Source organism: Actinacidiphila alni (genome assembly GCF_900112845.1).
GTDB classification, from domain to species: Bacteria; Actinomycetota; Actinomycetes; order Streptomycetales; family Streptomycetaceae; genus Actinacidiphila; species Actinacidiphila alni.
The window spans coordinates 171,451-188,542 of record NZ_FONG01000004.1; the positions used below are offsets into that span (position 1 = coordinate 171,451).

Sequence of the window (17,092 nt, forward strand, 5' to 3'; positions counted from 1 at the left end):
CACCCCGGGGATCATCCCGGGGACCCATGCCCCCGGACACTTCCCGCTGGCGGCGGAGCGCAGCTCCCCCGCCGGCGGTTTTTTTTGCGTCCGGGCCGGGGCTCCGCCCCGGCGCCGACGGGGAAGCCTCAGTGAGTGCCGGCGGGTCCCGCGTCAGTCGCGGTCGACGACCTCGCCCTGGATGACCTTGCCGTCCGGGCGGTGGATGCGGAACTGTTCGTTGGCGTCGCGCGCCTGCTGGAAGAGGTCGCCGACCGAGCCGGGGTCGGCCGGTGCGGCGGGCCGGGCCGCCAGCGCCCGCGAGGTGAGACGGTCGAGCGCCTTGCCGATGAGCTTGCGGGTCGGCGGCAGGAGCAGCAGCAGACCGACGGCGTCGGAGATGAAGCCCGGGATGATCAGCAGCAGGCCGCCGAGCATCGCCAGCCCGTTGCGCCCGGTGCCCGCCGCGGGCGGCGTGGTGTCCTCCGGGCGCTGACCGGCCTGGGCCTGCGCGGCCTGCACCTGGGCGGTCAGATTGCGCCACGCGCTGCGCCCGGCACGCTTGACCGCGCTGGCGCCCAGCACCATCCCGCCGATGATCAGCAGGAACACCGTCAGGCCGCTGGTCGCGCCGGCCACCACGATCAGCAGCCAGATCTCCAGCACCGCCCACGCCGCGATCGCCAGCGGCACGATGGTGCGGGCACGCGACCGCCGCCGCTGCGGGGCGCGCTGCGGACGGACACGGGGCGGAGGGGTCATCGTCATAGCTCAAGTGTGCCAAAGACCGGGTAAAGACCGGATGTGAGCGGCCGGTCGCCGGTGGACCGGGGCGGCACCGGGACGCGACGATGATCCGCGTGACACAGACCCCGGGCCAGGACGCCCACGACGGCCCGTCCGGCCCCGCCGGCTCCGCGGACCCGGACGGCGGCGCCCCCGGCCACGACGACGACGCTCTGGCGGACCGCCTCGCCCGCGTCGAGGCGCTGCTGACCGCCCACCATGCCGCGACCAGTACCGCACCCCATGCCGCGCCCCACAGCGGTGGCGGCCTGGCCGAGGCCGAGCGGCTGCTGACGCCCGCCTGGCGGCGGGTGACCCGCGGCGAGCCGCGCTGGGCGTCGGCGGCGGCCGTGCTCGCGGTGGTGGCGATCCAGTTCACCCTGCCGCAGCGGCTCGCGGTGCACCCCCGGTGGCTGATGCCGGTGGTGGAACTGGCCCTGCTGGTGGCCCTCACGGTCAGCGACCCGGTCAGGATCGAGAGCCGCTCACGCGGCTACCGGGCGCTCGGCTTCGCCCTCATGGCGGCGATCGGCTCCGCCAATGTGTACGCGATGCTGCGGCTGCTGCGCGGGCTGATCCGCGGCACCGAGGGCGCGTCCGCCGGGACGCTGCTGTTGACCGGCGGCGCGATCTGGCTCACCAATGTGATCGTGTTCGGGCTGCTGTACTGGGAGCTGGACCGCGGCGGGCCGGGGGCGCGCGCCCAGGGCGTCCGCCAGGTGCCCGACTTCCTCTTCGTACAGATGCAGTCCCCCGACCTGGCACCGCCGCACTGGGAGCCGACGTTCCTGGACTACTTCTACCTGTCCTTCACCAACTCCACGGCCTTCAGCCCCACCGATGTCATGCCGGTGACGCGGTGGGCGAAGATGCTGATGCTGACGCAGTCCGCGGTGTCGCTGCTCACCGTGGTCCTGGTGGTGGCCAGGGCTGTGAACATCCTCTAGGACGGCCCGCCCCGCGGGAGCGGACGGGCCCGTCCTCGGACGGCGCTCAGGGCTTGCGGCCGACGGCCTTGCCCGCGCGGGAGCCGACGCCCCACACCGTGACCCGCCACAGCGCCTCGACCACGATGTTGCGGCTCATCTTGCTGTCGCCGCGCTCGCGTTCGACGAAGGTGATCGGCACCTCCACGACGTGGAAGCCGTTCCTGACCGCCCGCCAGGCGAGGTCCACCTGGAAGCAGTAGCCGGCCGAGGCGACCTCGGCCATGCCCAGGCCCTCCAGGGTCTCGCGGCGGAAGGCGCGGTAGCCGCCGGTCACGTCGCGGATCGGCACGTCGAGCAGCAGCCGGGAGTACGTGCTGCCGCCGCGGGAGAGGAATTCGCGGGACTTCGGCCAGTTCACCACCCGGCCGCCGGGGATCCAGCGCGAGCCGAGCACCAGGTCGGCGCCCTTGAGCGCGGTGAGCAGCCGGGGCAGTTCCTCGGGCTGGTGGGAGCCGTCGGCGTCCATCTCGACCAGGACGCCGAAGTCGTGGTCCATGCCCCACTGGAAACCGGCCAGGTAGGCCGCGCCCAGGCCCTCCTTGCCGTGCCGGTGCAGGACGTGCACCTGCTCGTCGGCGCCGGCCAGTTCGTCGGCCAGCTTGCCGGTGCCGTCGGGGCTGTTGTCGTCGGCGACCAGGATGTGGGCTTCGGGGACCGAGGCGCGGACCCGCCGCACGATCGGCTTGATGTTCTCGGCCTCGTTGTAGGTCGGGATGATGACCAGGACCTTGCCGAGCGGCCCGAAGCTCCGCTGCTCGCCGTCGTTCACTACTGCCCCTTCGCCATGCCTGTGCGGTCGCGCCTGCCGAGCGCGTAGGCGGCCGCACAGGACAGGAGGCCAACAATAGCGAGTGACCACTCCGGAAATGTGCCGACGCGGTCCGCGACGGTGATCTCGTCGCGCAGCGGGATGTCGGCACTCAGCACTTGCTGGGTGAATTCCGCGCTGCGCTGTTCGATCTTGCCATCAGGAGCGACGATCGCACTGATTCCGCTGGTCGCGGCGGTGACGATGGCGCGGCCGTGCTCGATGGCGCGCAGCCGGGACATGGCGAGCTGCTGCTCGGGCTGTCCGGTGCGGCCGTAGGTCGCGTTGTTGGTCTGGACGACCAGGGCGCGGGCGCCGGCGTTGACCGTGTCGCGGACGATGCCGTCGTAGGCGACCTCGAAGCAGATCACGTCGCCGAGGCGGGCCGGACCGATCCGCAGGACGCCGGTGTCCTTGCCCGGGTAGAAGTCCCGGGGGATCTCGTTGAGCATCGGGACGACCTTGGTCAGTGCCTTGCGGAAGGGCACGTATTCGCCGAAGGGCACCGGGTGCTGCTTGGTGTAGTGGGCGCCGGGTCCGGTGACCGGGTCCCACACGATGCCCTCGTTCTGCACGTGGTCCTTGTCCGGGCCGTCGACCAGGGCGCCGACCAGCACCGGGACACCGACGGCCTGGACGGCCTGGCTGATCTTGTCGTACGCCGCGGGGTTGCTGAACGGGTCGAGGTCGGAGGAATTCTCCGGCCACAGCACGATGTCGGGCTTGGGCACCGTGCCCGCCTCGATGTCGGCGGCGAGCTTGAGGGTGGCCTTGACGTGATTGTCGAGGATCTGCATCGGGCGGCCGAGGAAGTGCATGCCGGGCTGCTGGACATTGCCCTGCACGACGGCGACGCGGACGTGTCCGACGGCGTTGGTGTGCACCGGCACGAGCAGTCCCGACAGCAGGACGGCCGCGGACAGCACGAGGGCGGTGGCGCCGGGCAGCGCGGCGGCCAGTGCCCGCGGGGCGGCGGCGCGGCGGGCCGCGTAGGCCCGGTGGCCGGCCAGCGCGGCGGCGGCCAGCAGGGTGCCGCTCAGGGCCACCGCGAAGGTCACCAGCGGGGCGCCGCCGAGCGCCGCGAGCGGGGTGTACGGGGAGCCGGTGTTGGCGAAGGCGAGGCGGCCCCAGGGGAAGCCGCCGAACGGCAGCCGGTCCCTGACCAGTTCCTGGGCGACCCATAGGCAGGCGGTCCACAGCGGCCACCACGGCAGCCGCCGGGCCAGCACGATCAGGGCGGCCATCAGCACGAAATACGCGGCTTCGACGGCGGACAGCAGCGGGACCGCGAGCCAGATCACCGAGCGGAGCCACACCAGGAGCCACAGGAAGAAGGGGAACGCGAAGGCGAAGCCGAGCCAGGCGGCCTGGCGGACCGTACGGCCCTCGAGCACCAGGGCCAGGCCCGCCACCGCCACCACGGACAGCGGCCACACGCCGTACGGCGGGAAGGCCAGTGCCAGCGCGCACCCGCTGACCGCCGCGACCGCCGAACTCGGAGCGGCCCGCCGCGCCGTCGCCGCCCACCGCTCGCGCCGCGGCGCCTTCCCCGGCTTCGCGGTGACCCCGACGGAAGGCTCCGTCGACGGCTCGACCGCGGTCGCCGCGGATACGGTGTCGGGTCGCGGGCGCACGTCGCGGCCTTCCTGCAGGTGACGGGGTGATGAAGCTGACGGTACCCCGAGCCGCCCACCATGTGGATCCCAGGTCGGCAAACATTCCCCTGCGGGGCGCTCACGAGGAAGAGAGCGCGCGATTCATGGCCGCTCACGGCCGCACAAACTCCTGGAGGAGGGACCGGACGCCCTTCGGGCCGACCTGGGACTCTCCCCCAGACTCCGTCCGGGGGTGCCCCCAGGCTGCGAGTCAAAGCGACGGACACCAGCGTGAGCGGAAACTCCTGGAGGAGGGACCGGACGCCCTTCGGGCCGACCTGGGACTCGCTGGCTGCGAGTCAGTACCGAGGCCGTTGTCTACTGGGCGTCCGGGCCCTTCCCGGGTCACACCTGCCGACCGGGGGGTGGTCCCGTTCCGGCGCCGCTGACGCTGGACCTGGCTGCCAGTGGCGGCGTGCCCGTACGGCGCGGCGCCCCATGGCCCAGCGGCGGTCGACAGAACCGCGGCGGGCCCCCGGTCCGACGTCCTGTGGTGGACCTGGCCGAACCTACTCGCCTTCGACCGTCGCCTGTCAACACCCCTTTGACCTGCGGGGTTTCGCCAAATCAGCAGGTCAGTGCGGGGCCGTGCGACACGCCGCGACAGGCCGAGGGCACACCGTTCGGCCGCATGTGCGCGGCGATGCTCACCCGTTCGGCCGCGCGAAGACCGTACGGCCGCCGACGACGGTGCGCACAGCGGTCGGAAGCGGGCGTCCGGGCGTGAGATCGGGCAGGCCGGGGGTGCCGGAGCGGGGGTCGGTGGACCAGTTGGCGACGCGTTCGTCGGGGGCCTGGACGACGAGGTCGCCGCTGTCCCAGACGGCGTAGTCGGCGGGCGCGCCGGGGACGAGGACGCCGGCGTCGTCGCGGCCGATGGCCCGCCAGCCGCCGCGGGTGTGGGCGTTGAAGGCGGCGCGGGCCGAGATGCGGTGCTCGGGGGTGCGGTGGAAGGCGGCGGCGCGGACGGCGCCCCAGGGGTCGAGCGGGGTGACGGGGCTGTCGGAGCCGAGGACCAGCGGCACCCCGGCGCGGGTGAGCGCGGCGAAGGGGTTGAGGTCGCGGGCCCGCTGGGCGCCGAGCCGTTCGGCGTACATGCCGTCGGCGCCGCCCCACGCGGCGTCGAAGGCGGGCTGTACGGACGCGACGAGGCCGAATTCGGCGAAGGCCGCGATGGTGGCGGGCGTCATGAATTCGGCGTGCTCGACGCGGTGCCGCAGCGCCCGGACCCGCTCCAGGCCGACGGCCGCGGCGGCGGCCCGTACGCCGTCCACGACCGCGCTGATCGCCGCGTCGCCGATGGCGTGGAAGCCGGCCTGTACGCCCGCCTCGGTGCACAGCGTGAGGTGGCGGGCGATGGTGTCGGCGTCGAGATAGGCGGTGCCGGTGTGCGGCGCGTCGGCGTACGGCGTGTGCAGGCAGGCGGTGTGCGAGCCGAGGGAGCCGTCCACGAAGAGGTCGCCGCCCGCGCCGACGGCGCCGAGGTCGCGGATCCGGTCGAGGTCGGCGGGGGTGGCGGCGGCCTCGGCCCAGTAGCCGAAGACCTGCGGGCCCGTCTCGGCGGCGGCGAGCGCGAGCAGCCCGGTGAGGTCGTCCTCGGCGGAGATGTCGGGGCCCGCGCACTCGTGGAGCGCGCCGATGCCCCGGGAAGCGGCGTGCCGCAGCGCGGCCCGCTGGGCGGCGGTCCGCTGCGCGGGGGTGACGGCGGCGTACGCGGCGCGGCGTACGGCGTGGTGGGCGTCGCGGGTGACGGGCGCCTGCGGGTCGAAACCGGGCAGGCCCGCGACGCCGGGCACGAGGTCGAGCAGGGCGGAGCTGACGGCGGCGGAGTGCACATCGGTACGGGTCAGGTAGAGCGGCCGACCGCCGGCCGCCTCGTCCAGTTCCGCGCGGGTCGGCGGGCGCCGCTCGGGCCAGCGGATCTCGTCCCAGCCGTGGCCGAGCAGGACCCGGTCGGCGGGGTGCCCGGCGGCGTGCGCGGCCGTACGGGCCAGGGCGTCGGCGAGGGTGGCGGCGGCGCTCAGGTCGAGGCCGGTGAGGGCGATCCCGGTCGCGGTGGTGTGCACATGGGCGTCGGTGAAGGCGGGGGTGACCAGCGCCCCGTCGAGCCGCACCACGGCGTCCACCCCGTCGGCGAAGGAGTCCGCGGCCCCTTCCGAGCCGACCCAGGCGACGGTGCCGCCGTCGACGACCATCGCGGTGGCGAAGGGGTCGGCCGGGCTGTAGACGGCGCCGCCGCGCAGCAGGACGGTACCGGTGGGTGCGGGTTCTTCGGGGGACGCGGCCTGCCGCGCGGTGGAGGTGTGGTGCATGCGCCCAGTGTCCTCCGGGCGGGGCACCCGTCCGACCTCGGGGTCCGTGCCCGCGGCGGTCCCGGCCGGGCCGGGGTCACCGGGTCAGATGCGCGGCGGTCGGGACTCGTACGCCGTGGACAGCACCACGGTGGTGCGGGTGGAGACGCCCGCGAGGGTGCGGATGCGGGTCAGCAGGTGTTCCAGCTCGATCGGGGTCGCGACCCGGACCTTGAGGATGTAGTTCTCGTCGCCCGCGACGCTGTGGCACGCCTCGATCTCGGGGACCTCGGCGAGCCGGTCGGCGATGTCGTCCGGCGCGCTGGGGTCGAAGGGCTTGACGGAGATGAAGGCCGTCAGCGACAGGCCGACCGATTCGGGGTCGACGATGGCCGCGTACCCCCGGATCACACCGCGCTGCTCCAGCCTGCGCACGCGCTGGTGCACCGCCGAGGTGGACAGGCCCGTGGCCTTGCCCAGGTCGGTGTAGCTCATGCGCCCGTCGGCGACGAGAAGTTCCACGATGTGCCGGTCAAGCTCCTCCACAGCCGATGACCTTACCCGCAGCGACCACGCCGTGTTGCGTACGGATGTGCACGGTTCGATCACGGTGGCGGGCGCCGCCGTCAGGACGGATCGCGGGCGGGCAGCAGCCGGTCGAGGTAGGCGTTGCGGAAGGTGCGGGCGGGGTCCAGCTCGGCGGCGAGCGCGTCGAAGTCGGCCATCCGGGGGTAGCGGGCCCGCAGGCCGGCGGCGTCCTCGGTGAAGACCTTGCCCCAGTGCGGGCGCGGCTCGTACGGCGCGAGCCGCTGTTCCATCAGGGTGAGGACACGCAGTACGGCCGGGGTGTCCGGCACCCAGGTGAAGTGCAGGGCGACGGTGTCGCGGCCGTAGGCGGGGCTGAGCCACTGCCGGTCGGCGGCGACCGTGCGCACCTCGCAGATCTGCAGCAGCGGCGCGATCTCGGCGGCGATCGCCGCGAGCGCGTGCAGGGCGGGCAGCGCGTGCTCGCGCGGCAGCAGGTACTCCGACTGGAGTTCGGCGCCGCTGCTGGGGGTGAAGCCGGGCCTGAAGTGCGGCAGCCGTTCGTGCCAGGGTCCCGGCACGCCCTGCTGGACGGTGCAGTGCACGGGGTCGGCGCCGGGGACGGGGTGCGCGGGCCCGGTGGCGGGCGCCGCCCACGGGACGTCGGGCGGCGGCTGGTCGGCGAGCTGCTTGAGCCAGACCTGCCGGAAGCGGGGCGCGCGCCAGTCGGTGAAGAGGCTGACGCTGTACGCGGCGCCGGTGATCGCGTCGAACCGGCCGTCGAGGTCGGCCAGTTCGAGGCCGGTGAAGACGTACTGGCGGACGGCGAAGTCGGGCACCACGTCGAGGGTGAGGGCGGTGACGACGCCGAGCGCGCCCAGGGCGACGACGGCGCCGTCGAAGCGGTCGCCGTCCTTGTCGCGGCTGAGTTCGGCGGTGCCGCCGTCGCCCGTGACGAGTTCCACGGCGCTGACGCAGGTGCCGAGGCCGCCGTTGCGGTCGCCCGAGCCGTGGGTGCCGGTGGCGACGGAGCCGGCCACCGAAATGTGCGGCAGGGAGGCCATGTTGGGCAGGGCGAGGCCGTTGTCGTGCAGGCGCTGGGCGAGTTCGGCGTAGCGCACCCCGCCGCCGACGCGGACGGTGCGGGCGGCGGTGTCGATGTCGATCTCGGGCGGCAGGCCGGTGAGTTCGACGAGGGTGCCGTCGGTGTCGGCGATGTCGTTGAAGGAGTGGCCGCTGCCGAGTACCCGTACGCGGCGGCTCGCGGCGATCAGTGACCGCAGTTCGGCGACGGTCGCGGGCCGGTGCACCCGTTGCGCCGAGAAGGTGATGTTCCCCGCCCAGTTGGTCCGCGTGGTCCGCATGGTCCGCATCTCGCCGATCCGCTTGCCCGTCGGCGCCGCACCGGCCGGCCGCGCCCGTCCGCACCTTATCCGCAGCCGTGACAGGGCGCGGCACCGGCCGCAAGGCGCCGCGCGGGGGCACGAGGGGAGCGCGGGGGCACGGCGAGGGCGCACGGACCACCTCCCGGCCGAGTGTGACGAAGGCCACACTCACGATGCATCCTTATGACATCCATGGCGTGATTACCCGCGTAGCGCGGCGGGAAGTGCTCGCTATGGCCGCGGGATTGATGCCGGGCCCGGCCCGATCGAGGGCACTGTCGTCCGATGGGGGAGACGCGATTATGCGTAACCATGTGCGCCACAACCGCAATGAGCGGAATCAGCCGGCGCCCGAGGAGGGGCACGAACGCGACGTCGCGCTCGCGCTGCTGCCGGGGCTGCCGGACACCGATGAGGCGGAGGACACGTTCGAGGACGAGCTGGACATGGTGCGGGTGGACTGCCCCGCCTGCGCCCGGCCCATCGCCGTCTTCAGCGACGAGGACCGGCTGCCGGTGCACGCCCTGTGCCCCACGCCGTGGAATCCGTTCGGCCTGACCGTCTGTGCCGGCTCCGGCCGTCCGATGACCGAGGCACGTCCGGCCGGCGTGGACGGCCTCGCCGTCCCGCAGGAGCTGGGCCTGCTCGCCCTCCCCGACACCCTGGACTGGCGCACCCAGCCGTTCTCGCACGTCGGCGGACCGGGCTCGCGCCCCTTCCCCACGCCGCGCGCGGCCTGACGCCGCCCGCTGCCGCGGACTTTCGCGGGGCGCGTGCGCCGCGCCCCCCGAACAGCACTCCCCCGTCGTCCTCCGGCCGCCCCGCCCTGCCCGGCGCCCGGCCGGCGCCCGCGGACCCGGATACGGGTCAGCCCCGGGACTCCGGACCCGCCACATGGCGCGCGATCACCATGCGCTGGATCTGGTTGGTGCCCTCCACAATCTGCAGCACCTTCGCCTCGCGCATGTACCGCTCGACGGGGAAGTCCGCCGTGTAGCCGTATCCGCCCAGGAGTTGGACCGCGTCCGTGGTGACCTGCATCGCGGCGTCGGTGCAGAACAGCTTGGCCATCGCCGCCTGCCGGGAGAAGTCCTCGCCCGCGTCCCGGGTCCTGGCCGCGGCCAGGTACAGGGCGCGGCCGGCCTCGATCCTGGTCGCCATGTCGGCGATCATGAAGCGCAGGCCCTGGAAGTCCGCCAGCGGCCGGCCGAACTGCCGCCGCTCCCGCACGTACGCGACCCCGGCGTCCAGCGCGGCCTGGGCCACGCCGATCGCGCACGCGGCGATGCCGAGCCGCCCGGCGTCCAGCGCGGCGAGCGCGATGGTGAAGCCCTGGCCCTCGTCCCCGATCCGCCGGGCGTCCGGGACGGTGACGCCGTCGAAGTGCAGCTGTGCGGTCGGCGAGCCCTTCATGCCCATCTTCCGCTCGGGCGCGGCGGCGCTCAGCCCCGGCGCGTCGCCCGGCACCAGATACGCGGAGATGCCGCGCGCCCCCTCGCCGCCGCTGCGGGCCAGCACGGTGTAGAAGTCGGCGTGGCCGCCGTGCGTGATCCACGCCTTGGTGCCGTCGATCGTCCAGGTGTCGCCGTCGCGCACGGCGCGGGTGCGCAGATTCGCGGCGTCGGAGCCCGAGGCGGGTTCCGACAGGCAGTAGGCGCCGAGCATGCCGCCGCCGAGCATGGCGGGCAGGTGTTCGGCGCGCTGTTCCTTGGTGCCGAAGTGCGCGAGCGCGTGGCTGGCGAGGGTGTGGACACTGACGCCGAGGCCGATGGTCAGGCGGGCGGCGGCCAGTTCCTCCAGCACCTGGAGATACACCTCGTACGGCTGTCCCCCGCCGCCGTACTCCTCCGCGTACGGCAGGCCGAGCAGGCCGGCCTCACCGATCAGGGCGAAGGTCTCGCGCGGGAAGGTCCCCGCGTCCTCCTCCGCGCCGGCCGCGGGCGCGATCTCGCGCTGGGCAAGGTCGCGGGTGAGCGCGAGCAAGTCCCTGGCCTCTTGCGTGGGCAGGTGGCGGACAACCGGCTGTGGGCCGTGCTGCGGCATCGCGGCACACTCCTCCCTGTCGGGGGCGTCGGCGGCACGCCGTGGGTGTGGCGGCGCCGTCGGTGGGCAGTGCCCATGAACCGATGGTCCCCTGCCGGGTCTCGGCGCGGTGTGATCAGCGGTTCTGGCGCGTTGGAGTATGCCTGATCGGACGCGTCACGTCACGGGTGCGCAGCGACGTACGCGGTGCGTGGGGCGTGTGCGGTGCGTGCGGCGCGGCTGAGTACGGCGGCGGTCGGCGTATGAGTACGATCACGCACCCGCGCGCCCGCGGCCGGCCCTACGCTGCTGCCCATGGAGAGCTTGGACGCCACGGATCCGCGGACGGTCGGCGGGTATCCGCTGTTCGCGCGGCTCGGCGCGGGGGGAATGGGACAGGTCTACCTGGCGCGTACGCCGGCCGGACGGGCGCTCGCGCTGAAGACCGTACGGTCGGAGTTCGGACTCGACCCGGGCTTCGGCGAACGGTTCGCGCGGGAGATCCGGCACGCGGACCGGGTGCGCTCGCCGTGGACGGTCGCGGTGGTGGACTTCAGCCCGCCGGGCACCCGGCCGCCGTGGCTGGCCACCGAGTACGTGGCCGCGCCGTCGCTGGCCGACTGGGTCGCCGCGCACGGGCCGCTGCCGGAGGCGGCGCTGATGTCGCTGGCCGCAGAACTGTGCGAGGCGCTGCGCGCGGTGCACACCGCGGGGCTCGCGCACCGTGACGTGAAGCCGTCGAACGTCCTGCTCGGCCCGGACCGGCCGCTGCTGATCGACTTCGGCATCGCGCGGGCCGCGGAGGACTCCCGGCACACCAGGACCGGCGGGGTGATCGGCTCCCCCGGCTACATGGCGCCCGAGCAGGCCACCGCGGGCGCCTCCGCCGAGCCCGGCGACCTGTTCGCGCTGGCCGCGGTGCTGGTCTACGCGGCGACCGGGCACGGCCCGTTCAGCAAGCCGGGCGAGGAACCGTCCACGCCCGCGCTGATGTACCGGATCGTGCACGAGGACGCGGATCTGAGCGGGCTGCCGGAAGCGGTCGGGCCGCTGGTGCGGGCCTGCCTGGTCAAGGAGCCGGAGGAGCGCCCCACCGCCGACGGTGCTCTGGCGCTGCTGGCCGCCGACGGCCACCGGGCGGGCGGCTGGCGCGACGCCCTGCCGCCCGGTCTCGCCGACGAGCTGAGTGCCCGGCAGGCCCGGGTCCGTACGCTGCTCGCGGACCCGACGGCCGTCGCCGGGCCTTCGCCGTACGCGCCCACCGCGCCGCTGACCGCGGCGGGGACCGGGTCGCTGCCGGGCGGCACCACCGCTCCCCCGCATGCCGCCTATCTGCAACGGCCGGTGCCGGGACCGGTCTCGGGCCCCTCGGCGCCGGTGCCGCCGTCCGCGCCCTGGAATCCGCCGCGCACGCCCGGTAGGCGTCCGGGCGGCCGGGTGGCCCTGGCCGTCGCCGCCGTGGTGGCGCTGCTGGTGGTGATCGGGATCATCGTCGACCAGCAGCGCGGCTCCGACGACAACGCCAAGAATCCCGACCCCAGCGGCAGTACGGGGACGAGTACGAGCGCCACCGCGCCGTCGGACGCGCTGCCTGCCGCGTGGGTCGGCACCTGGGCCGGTACGGGGCCCGGCGATCCGAACGGCGAGCTGCCGTCGGACGATTTCAAGGTCACCCTCACCCTGCACGCGGGTGTGCGCGGCGACACCATCGGTCAGGACGTCAGCAACATCCGCGGTACGGCGAGCGGCAGCGAACTGGGCTGCACGGAGGCGCTGCAGCTGTCGCAGGTGCAGGGCAACACCGTGCTGCTGCGGGTCACCTCGGCGCGGCCCACCGACCGGAGTTCCCCGCTGACCTGCCGTACGGGGCACGCGTACACCGTGTCGATGACGGACACGCGCACCCTGCACCTGGACCCGGGCCCGCAGGCCGTGGGCGCCCCGAGCACGCTCACCAAGCAGGGCTGAGGCGCCGGGCGTACGGCCTGGACGGGATGGGCGGGGTCAGCCGCCGGTGACGCGCAGGCCCGCCCACAGGGCGACGGTGGAGGCGATGAGCGTCGGCGGCACGGTGAGCAGGCCGAGCCGGGTGAAGGTGCGCAGCGAGGCGTCGGTGCCGTGGTCGTGCAGCACCCGCCGCCACAGCAGGGTCGCGAGCGAACCGGCGTAGGTGAGGTTGGGGCCGAGGTTGACGCCGATCAGTACGGCGAGGACAGGACCCGCGCCGCCCGTCTCGGCCAGTGGGAGCAGCGCGAGGACGGCGGGCAGATTGTTGATCAGATTGGCCAGTACGGCGGAGAGGGCGGCCACGCCGAGCAGCGCAATCAGGCCGTCGCCATCCGGCAGCACATGGTCGGCGGCGTCCGACAGGCCGTTGTCGACGACGGCCTTGACCACGACGCCGAGGGCGAGCACGAACAGGCAGAACAGCGGTCCGGCCGCCGCGACCAGCCCGCGGACCGTCGCCCGCCGGCGGCGCAGCGCCCGTACGCCCAGCACCAGCGCCCCGGCGAGCGCCGCCCACGCCGGATTGACGCCGCCGAGCGAGGTGACGGCGAAGCCGATCAGGGTCAGGCCGAGCACGACGAGCGTGAACACCGGTACGGACGGCGGTTCGTTCGCCTCCGGCGGGTGCTCGCGGACGGCGAGGTCGGCGGCGAAGTAGCGGCGGAAGACGGCGTATTCGATGCCGACGGACAGCAGCCACGGCAGCGCCATCAGCGCGGCGAAGCGGGTGAAGGACACTCCGGCGGCGGTGAACGCCAGCAGATTGGTGAGGTTGGACACCGGCAGCAGCAGGGAGCCCGAATTCGCCAGGTGCGCGGTGGCGTACAGATGCGGGCGGGCCTTCGCGCCCGCGCGGGCGGCGGTCGCGATGATCACCGGGGTGAGCAGGACGACGGTGGCGTCCAGGCTCAGCACCGCGGTGACCAGCGCGGCGACCGCGAACACCCCGGCGAGCAGCCGCTGCGGCTCGCCCCGGCAGGCTCGCGCGACCGCGTCGCCCGCGGCGGTGAACAGACCGTCGTCCGCGCACAGCTCCGCCAGGACCAGCACGGCGGCCAGGAAGCCGACGACCGGGAGCAGCTCCCGGACCTCGTGCCAGGCCGGCGCCGGGTCGACGGCGCCCACCGCGATCAGCAGTCCTGCCGCGGGTACGGCGGCCGCGGCTTCCGGCCAGCCGCGGGGCCGCAGCACGGCGAAGCCGAGGGTTGCGAGGAGGGCGGCGACCGAGAGTGTCTCCGCGACGGCGCTGTTCAGTGCGGCTCCACTCGTGTGACGTTGCTTTTTACGATTTGACCACGCCTGACGCCACCTTTCCCCACCGGGGCACCGCCCCGGACCCGCAAGTGGACGACGTCCACCCTCAGGGGCGCGGGGAACTGCGCGCTCAGCCCGCGCGGGGCTGCTGCTGACAAACCGCCCCCAGCGGGGCAGACGCTGTTGTTTTCGCGACCACCGGGCCGGTGGGGGCTGGGCGCGCAGTTCCCCGCGCCCCTAAAGGGGCACGTCTTCCGCACGCGCGGGTACAGGGGCCGCGCCCCTGACGGGGCATCCCTCCTCCGCAGAGGTGCAGACCAATTAGCCGGCGTCGGCGAGACGCAAGGTGTGGAGGCGGTCCGGGGGGCCGGGGCGGGCGTAGTACCAGCCTTGGCCGGTGTCGCAGCCGAGGGCGCGGAGGTGGTCGGCCTGGGTGCGGGTCTCGACGCCCTCGACGGTGACCGTGAGACCGAGGGCGTGGGCGAGGGAGACGATGCCGCCGACGATCTTGAGGTCGACGGGATCGGCGGCGTGCCCGCGCATCCCGTGGGTGAAGGACCGGTCGAGCTTGAGCACGCTCACCGGCAGCCAGCGCAGTGAGGAGAGGTTGGAGTAGCCGGTACCGAAGTCGTCCAGGGCGATGCTCACCCCGAGGTCCGCGATCTGCCGCAGCGGCTTGAGCGTGTCCTCGTCGGCGCCGATGAGCGCGCTCTCGGTGACTTCGAGGCAGAGCGAGGCCGGGCTGAGCCCGGTGTCCTCCAGGACCCGGGCGACCTCGTGGACGAGTTCGGGGTGCTGCAGCTGGATCGGCGAGAGATTGACGTTCACACGCGGCGGCGGCCCACTGCCGAGGTGCTCGGTCTGCCACACGTACGCCTGCCGGGCGGCCCGTTCCAGGACCCAGCGGCCGAGTCCGACGATGTGGCCGGTGCTCTCGGCGAGCGGGATGAACTGGTCGGGCCCGAGTATGCCGTGCGTGGGGTGGCACCAGCGGACCAACGCCTCCGCGCCGTGCACGGTGCCGTCGTCCAGTCCGACCAGCGGCTGGTACTCGATGAAGAACTCGTCGTGCTCCAGCGCGCTCGGCAGCTGATTGGTGAGCCCGTGCCGGGTGATGGCGCGGGCGTCGGCGACCGGGTCGGCGACCTCGTACCGGTTGCCGCCCTGTTCCTTGGCCCGGTACATGGTGATGTCGGCGCTGCGCAGGACGTCGGCGGCGATCCGCGACTCGACGGGGCCGTGCACGATGCCGATGCTGCCGTGCACGGTCAGTTCGCGTCCGACCAGCGGGAAGGGGGCGGACAGCGCGTCCAGGATGCGTTCGGCGAGCGCGGTGACGTCGGCCGGGGCCTTCGGGTCGGTGTGCAGCGCGACGAATTCGTCGCCGCCGATCCTGGCCACGAGCTGGTCGGGCGAGGTGACGCAGGTCTGGAGGCGCTCGGCGACGGCCACCAGCAGTTGGTCGCCCACCGCGTGGCCGAGGCTGTCGTTGACGGCCTTGAAGCCGTCGAGGTCCAGGTAGCACACGCCGATCCGGCGGGTCGGGGTGTCGTCGGCGAGGGCCGCGTCGAGGCGTTCGAAGAACAGGGCGCGGTTGGGCAGCCCGGTGAGCGCGTCATGGGTGGCCTGGTGGCGGAGCCTGCGCAGCAGTCCGCGCCGCTCGGTGACGTCCTCGATCAGCGCGAGCTGGTACTGCGGGCGGCCGGCGGCGTCGCGCAGCAGGGAGGCCCGTACGTTGGCCCACAGCATGCTGCCGTCGACCCGCTGGTAGGCGCGCTCGACGTCGTAGCGGTCGCGTTCGCCGCGCACCAGTTCGCCGTTGAGGCCGCGGGCGCAGTTGGTGTCGGCGCTCTTGACCCATTCGGTGACATTGCGCCGCATGGCCAGCGACTCGCTGCCGAACATCCGGGTCATCGCCTCGTTGACCTCCAGGACCTGGCCGTCGAGGTCGGCGATGCCGATGCCGACGGCCGCGCCCTCGAAGACCGCGCGGAAGCGGGCCTCGCTGGCGGCGAGCGCGCCTTCGGCGTCGTTCTGCGCCTCCAGCGCGGCCCGGATGATCGACTCCTGTTCGCGCAGGGTGCGTTCGCGCAGCGCGCGGGAGAAGCCGACGGCCACGGCGTGCTGGAGGCGCGAGCAGCGGACCCGGCACTCGTCGTTGTCCAGGCCGGGCCCCGGCGGGCAGTACAGCACGAGGTAGGCGTCGATGACGCCGAGGATGCTGGGCAGCGCCTCGGGGTCGGTGCAGTGCGCGGCGACCAGCGCGGTGCCGACCTCGGAGGCCGGGCGCGGGTCGAAGGGCCGGGCCTTGAGGGTGTCGCCGAGGACCCGGGTCAGCGGCAGCAGATAGTCCTCGAATTCGGCGCGGCTCATCGAGGTGGCGGTGAGCGGGTAGATCGCGCGCGCCCAGATCGCGGCGAACCTGCGCAGCTTGTCGCCGGGGCGCCCCCGGGGCACCTCGTCTCCCCCGCTGACGGCCGCGGCAGGCCCGGCGGTCACGCCTTCAGCCCCACACCGGCGAGGCCGTGCAGCACCGCGGGGTCGTCGTCGTCGCTGAGCGGGACCTCGGGGCGCCAGTGCGGCAGCGGCACGACGCCGGGTTCGACCAGCTCGAAGCCGTCGAAGAAGAGTTCCACCTCTTCTTTGGTGCGCATGATCAGCGGCGTGGTGGTGCGCTGGTAGACCTCCTGCACACCGCGCTGCGCGGACGGGGTGGGTCCGAACTGCAAGGTGGCGTGCGTGACGACCAGGACGCTGCCGGGGGCGAGCACGTCGCGCAGGGCGGCGACGACCTCGCGCGGCTTGTCGGCGTCGGACAGCAGGTGGAGGACCGCGACCAGCAGCAGCGCGACGGGGCGGTCGAAGTCGAGCAGCCGCTTGACCTCGGGGTTGTCCAGTACGGTCCGCGGGTCGCGGAGGTCGGCGGCGGCGATGGCCGCCTTGTCGGTGTTCCCGGCCTCGTTGAGGACGGCGCGGCTGTGGGCGACGGCGACCGGGTCGTTGTCGACGTAGACGACGTGGGCGCCGGGATTGGTGCGGTGCACGACCTCGTGCACGTTTCCGAAGGTGGGGATGCCGGAGCCGATGTCGAGGAACTGGTCGATGCCGCGGTCCATCGCGAAGCGCACGGCGCGGTGCATGACCGCGCGGTTGGCCTGGCTGATCTTGGTCACCCCCGGCATGGCCCGGATGACCAGCCGTGCCGCTTCCCGGTCCACCTCGAAGTTGTGCGAGCCGCCGAGGAAGTAGTCGTAGATCCGGGACACGCTGGGCACCGTCAGGTCGATTCCCTGCGGGGCCCAGGAAGGACGGTCGGTCACGGTTGCTGTCTCCAGGTCTTCGGGCTCAACGGGCGCGTCGCACGCGGGGGTTCAGCCGGCTCGGCACACGC

General features: G+C 73.7%; 13 protein-coding genes. 3 read left to right on the forward strand and 10 right to left on the reverse strand.

The genetic code is table 11. From position 1 onward, the window contains the following. Positions 1 to 153 precede the first annotated feature (153 nt). On the reverse strand, positions 154 to 747 hold the full coding sequence (fxsA, locus tag BM076_RS08580; protein WP_245795866.1) for an FxsA family membrane protein: 594 nt from the start codon (positions 745 to 747) through the stop codon (positions 154 to 156). A 92-nt stretch (positions 748 to 839) separates the two neighbouring features. Between fxsA and BM076_RS08585 the strand changes: the two genes are divergently transcribed. Next, positions 840 to 1,712 carry a DUF1345 domain-containing protein gene (locus BM076_RS08585; protein WP_093713024.1) on the forward strand — a complete coding sequence of 291 codons (873 nt, stop codon included), beginning with the start codon at positions 840 to 842 and terminating at the stop codon, positions 1,710 to 1,712. A 46-nt stretch (positions 1,713 to 1,758) separates the two neighbouring features. Here BM076_RS08585 and BM076_RS08590 read toward each other — a convergent pair whose 3' ends face one another. The 5 genes from BM076_RS08590 to BM076_RS08610 all read right to left on the reverse strand — a co-directional run bounded on the left by BM076_RS08590 (position 1,759) and on the right by BM076_RS08610 (position 8,397). Further along, positions 1,759 to 2,523 (reverse strand): polyprenol monophosphomannose synthase, encoded by a 765-nt coding sequence (locus tag BM076_RS08590; RefSeq protein ID WP_093712828.1) that lies wholly within the window; start codon positions 2,521 to 2,523, stop codon positions 1,759 to 1,761. Further along, positions 2,523 to 4,196 carry an apolipoprotein N-acyltransferase gene (gene lnt / locus BM076_RS08595; RefSeq protein ID WP_093712829.1) on the reverse strand — a complete coding sequence of 558 codons (1,674 nt, stop codon included), beginning with the start codon at positions 4,194 to 4,196 and terminating at the stop codon, positions 2,523 to 2,525. The genes BM076_RS08590 and lnt overlap by 1 nt, the downstream gene beginning before the upstream one ends. A 668-nt stretch (positions 4,197 to 4,864) precedes the next feature. After that, complete coding sequence (locus tag BM076_RS08600; RefSeq protein ID WP_093712830.1) at positions 4,865 to 6,529, reverse strand: amidohydrolase; 1,665 nt, start codon at positions 6,527 to 6,529, stop codon at positions 4,865 to 4,867. An 84-nt stretch (positions 6,530 to 6,613) separates the two neighbouring features. Further along, positions 6,614 to 7,054 (reverse strand): Lrp/AsnC family transcriptional regulator, encoded by a 441-nt coding sequence (locus tag BM076_RS08605; RefSeq protein ID WP_093712831.1) that lies wholly within the window; start codon positions 7,052 to 7,054, stop codon positions 6,614 to 6,616. An 80-nt stretch (positions 7,055 to 7,134) separates the two neighbouring features. Further along, complete coding sequence (locus tag BM076_RS08610) at positions 7,135 to 8,397, reverse strand: D-arabinono-1,4-lactone oxidase (protein WP_093713025.1); 1,263 nt, start codon at positions 8,395 to 8,397, stop codon at positions 7,135 to 7,137. Between the two features lie 323 nt (positions 8,398 to 8,720). Between BM076_RS08610 and BM076_RS08615 the strand changes: the two genes are divergently transcribed. Further along, the gene (locus BM076_RS08615) at positions 8,721 to 9,158 is read left to right on the forward strand and encodes a hypothetical protein (protein WP_093712832.1); all 438 of its coding nucleotides are present in this window, start codon (positions 8,721 to 8,723) and stop codon (positions 9,156 to 9,158) included. 127 nt (positions 9,159 to 9,285) lie between these two features. Here BM076_RS08615 and BM076_RS08620 read toward each other — a convergent pair whose 3' ends face one another. Continuing rightward, complete coding sequence (locus BM076_RS08620; RefSeq protein ID WP_093712833.1) at positions 9,286 to 10,461, reverse strand: acyl-CoA dehydrogenase family protein; 1,176 nt, start codon at positions 10,459 to 10,461, stop codon at positions 9,286 to 9,288. A 294-nt stretch (positions 10,462 to 10,755) separates the two neighbouring features. Between BM076_RS08620 and BM076_RS08625 the strand changes: the two genes are divergently transcribed. Next, positions 10,756 to 12,408: a serine/threonine-protein kinase gene (locus tag BM076_RS08625; RefSeq protein ID WP_093712834.1), complete on the forward strand. Its 1,653-nt coding sequence runs from the start codon at positions 10,756 to 10,758 to the stop codon at positions 12,406 to 12,408. A gap of 36 nt (positions 12,409 to 12,444) precedes the next feature. Here the strand turns inward: BM076_RS08625 and BM076_RS08630 are convergent, their stop codons facing one another. The 3 genes from BM076_RS08630 to BM076_RS08640 all read right to left on the reverse strand — a co-directional run bounded on the left by BM076_RS08630 (position 12,445) and on the right by BM076_RS08640 (position 17,021). Continuing rightward, entirely contained in the window at positions 12,445 to 13,701 is a 1,257-nt protein-coding gene (locus BM076_RS08630) for an SLC13 family permease (RefSeq protein WP_093712835.1), read from the reverse strand. Positions 13,702 to 14,022: 321 nt separating this feature from the next. After that, on the reverse strand, positions 14,023 to 16,200 hold the full coding sequence (locus BM076_RS08635; RefSeq protein ID WP_407640636.1) for a putative bifunctional diguanylate cyclase/phosphodiesterase: 2,178 nt from the start codon (positions 16,198 to 16,200) through the stop codon (positions 14,023 to 14,025). Then, complete coding sequence (locus tag BM076_RS08640) at positions 16,197 to 17,021, reverse strand: SAM-dependent methyltransferase (protein ID WP_093712836.1); 825 nt, start codon at positions 17,019 to 17,021, stop codon at positions 16,197 to 16,199. Before BM076_RS08640 ends, BM076_RS08635 begins: the two co-directional genes overlap by 4 nt. Positions 17,022 to 17,092 lie beyond the last annotated feature (71 nt).

What these genes read in the sequence shown, in the direction of transcription:
- fxsA (WP_245795866.1), bottom strand. Translation starts at nt 747, where the DNA reads ATGACGATGACCCCTCCGCCCCGTGTCCGTCCGCAGCGCGCCCCGCAG.
- BM076_RS08600 (WP_093712830.1), bottom strand. Translation starts at nt 6,529, where the DNA reads ATGCACCACACCTCCACCGCGCGGCAGGCCGCGTCCCCCGAAGAACCC.
- BM076_RS08610 (WP_093713025.1), bottom strand. Translation starts at nt 8,397, where the DNA reads ATGCGGACCACGCGGACCAACTGGGCGGGGAACATCACCTTCTCGGCG.
- BM076_RS08615 (WP_093712832.1), top strand. Translation starts at nt 8,721, where the DNA reads ATGCGTAACCATGTGCGCCACAACCGCAATGAGCGGAATCAGCCGGCG.
- BM076_RS08620 (WP_093712833.1), bottom strand. Translation starts at nt 10,461, where the DNA reads ATGCCGCAGCACGGCCCACAGCCGGTTGTCCGCCACCTGCCCACGCAA.
- BM076_RS08625 (WP_093712834.1), top strand. Translation starts at nt 10,756, where the DNA reads ATGGAGAGCTTGGACGCCACGGATCCGCGGACGGTCGGCGGGTATCCG.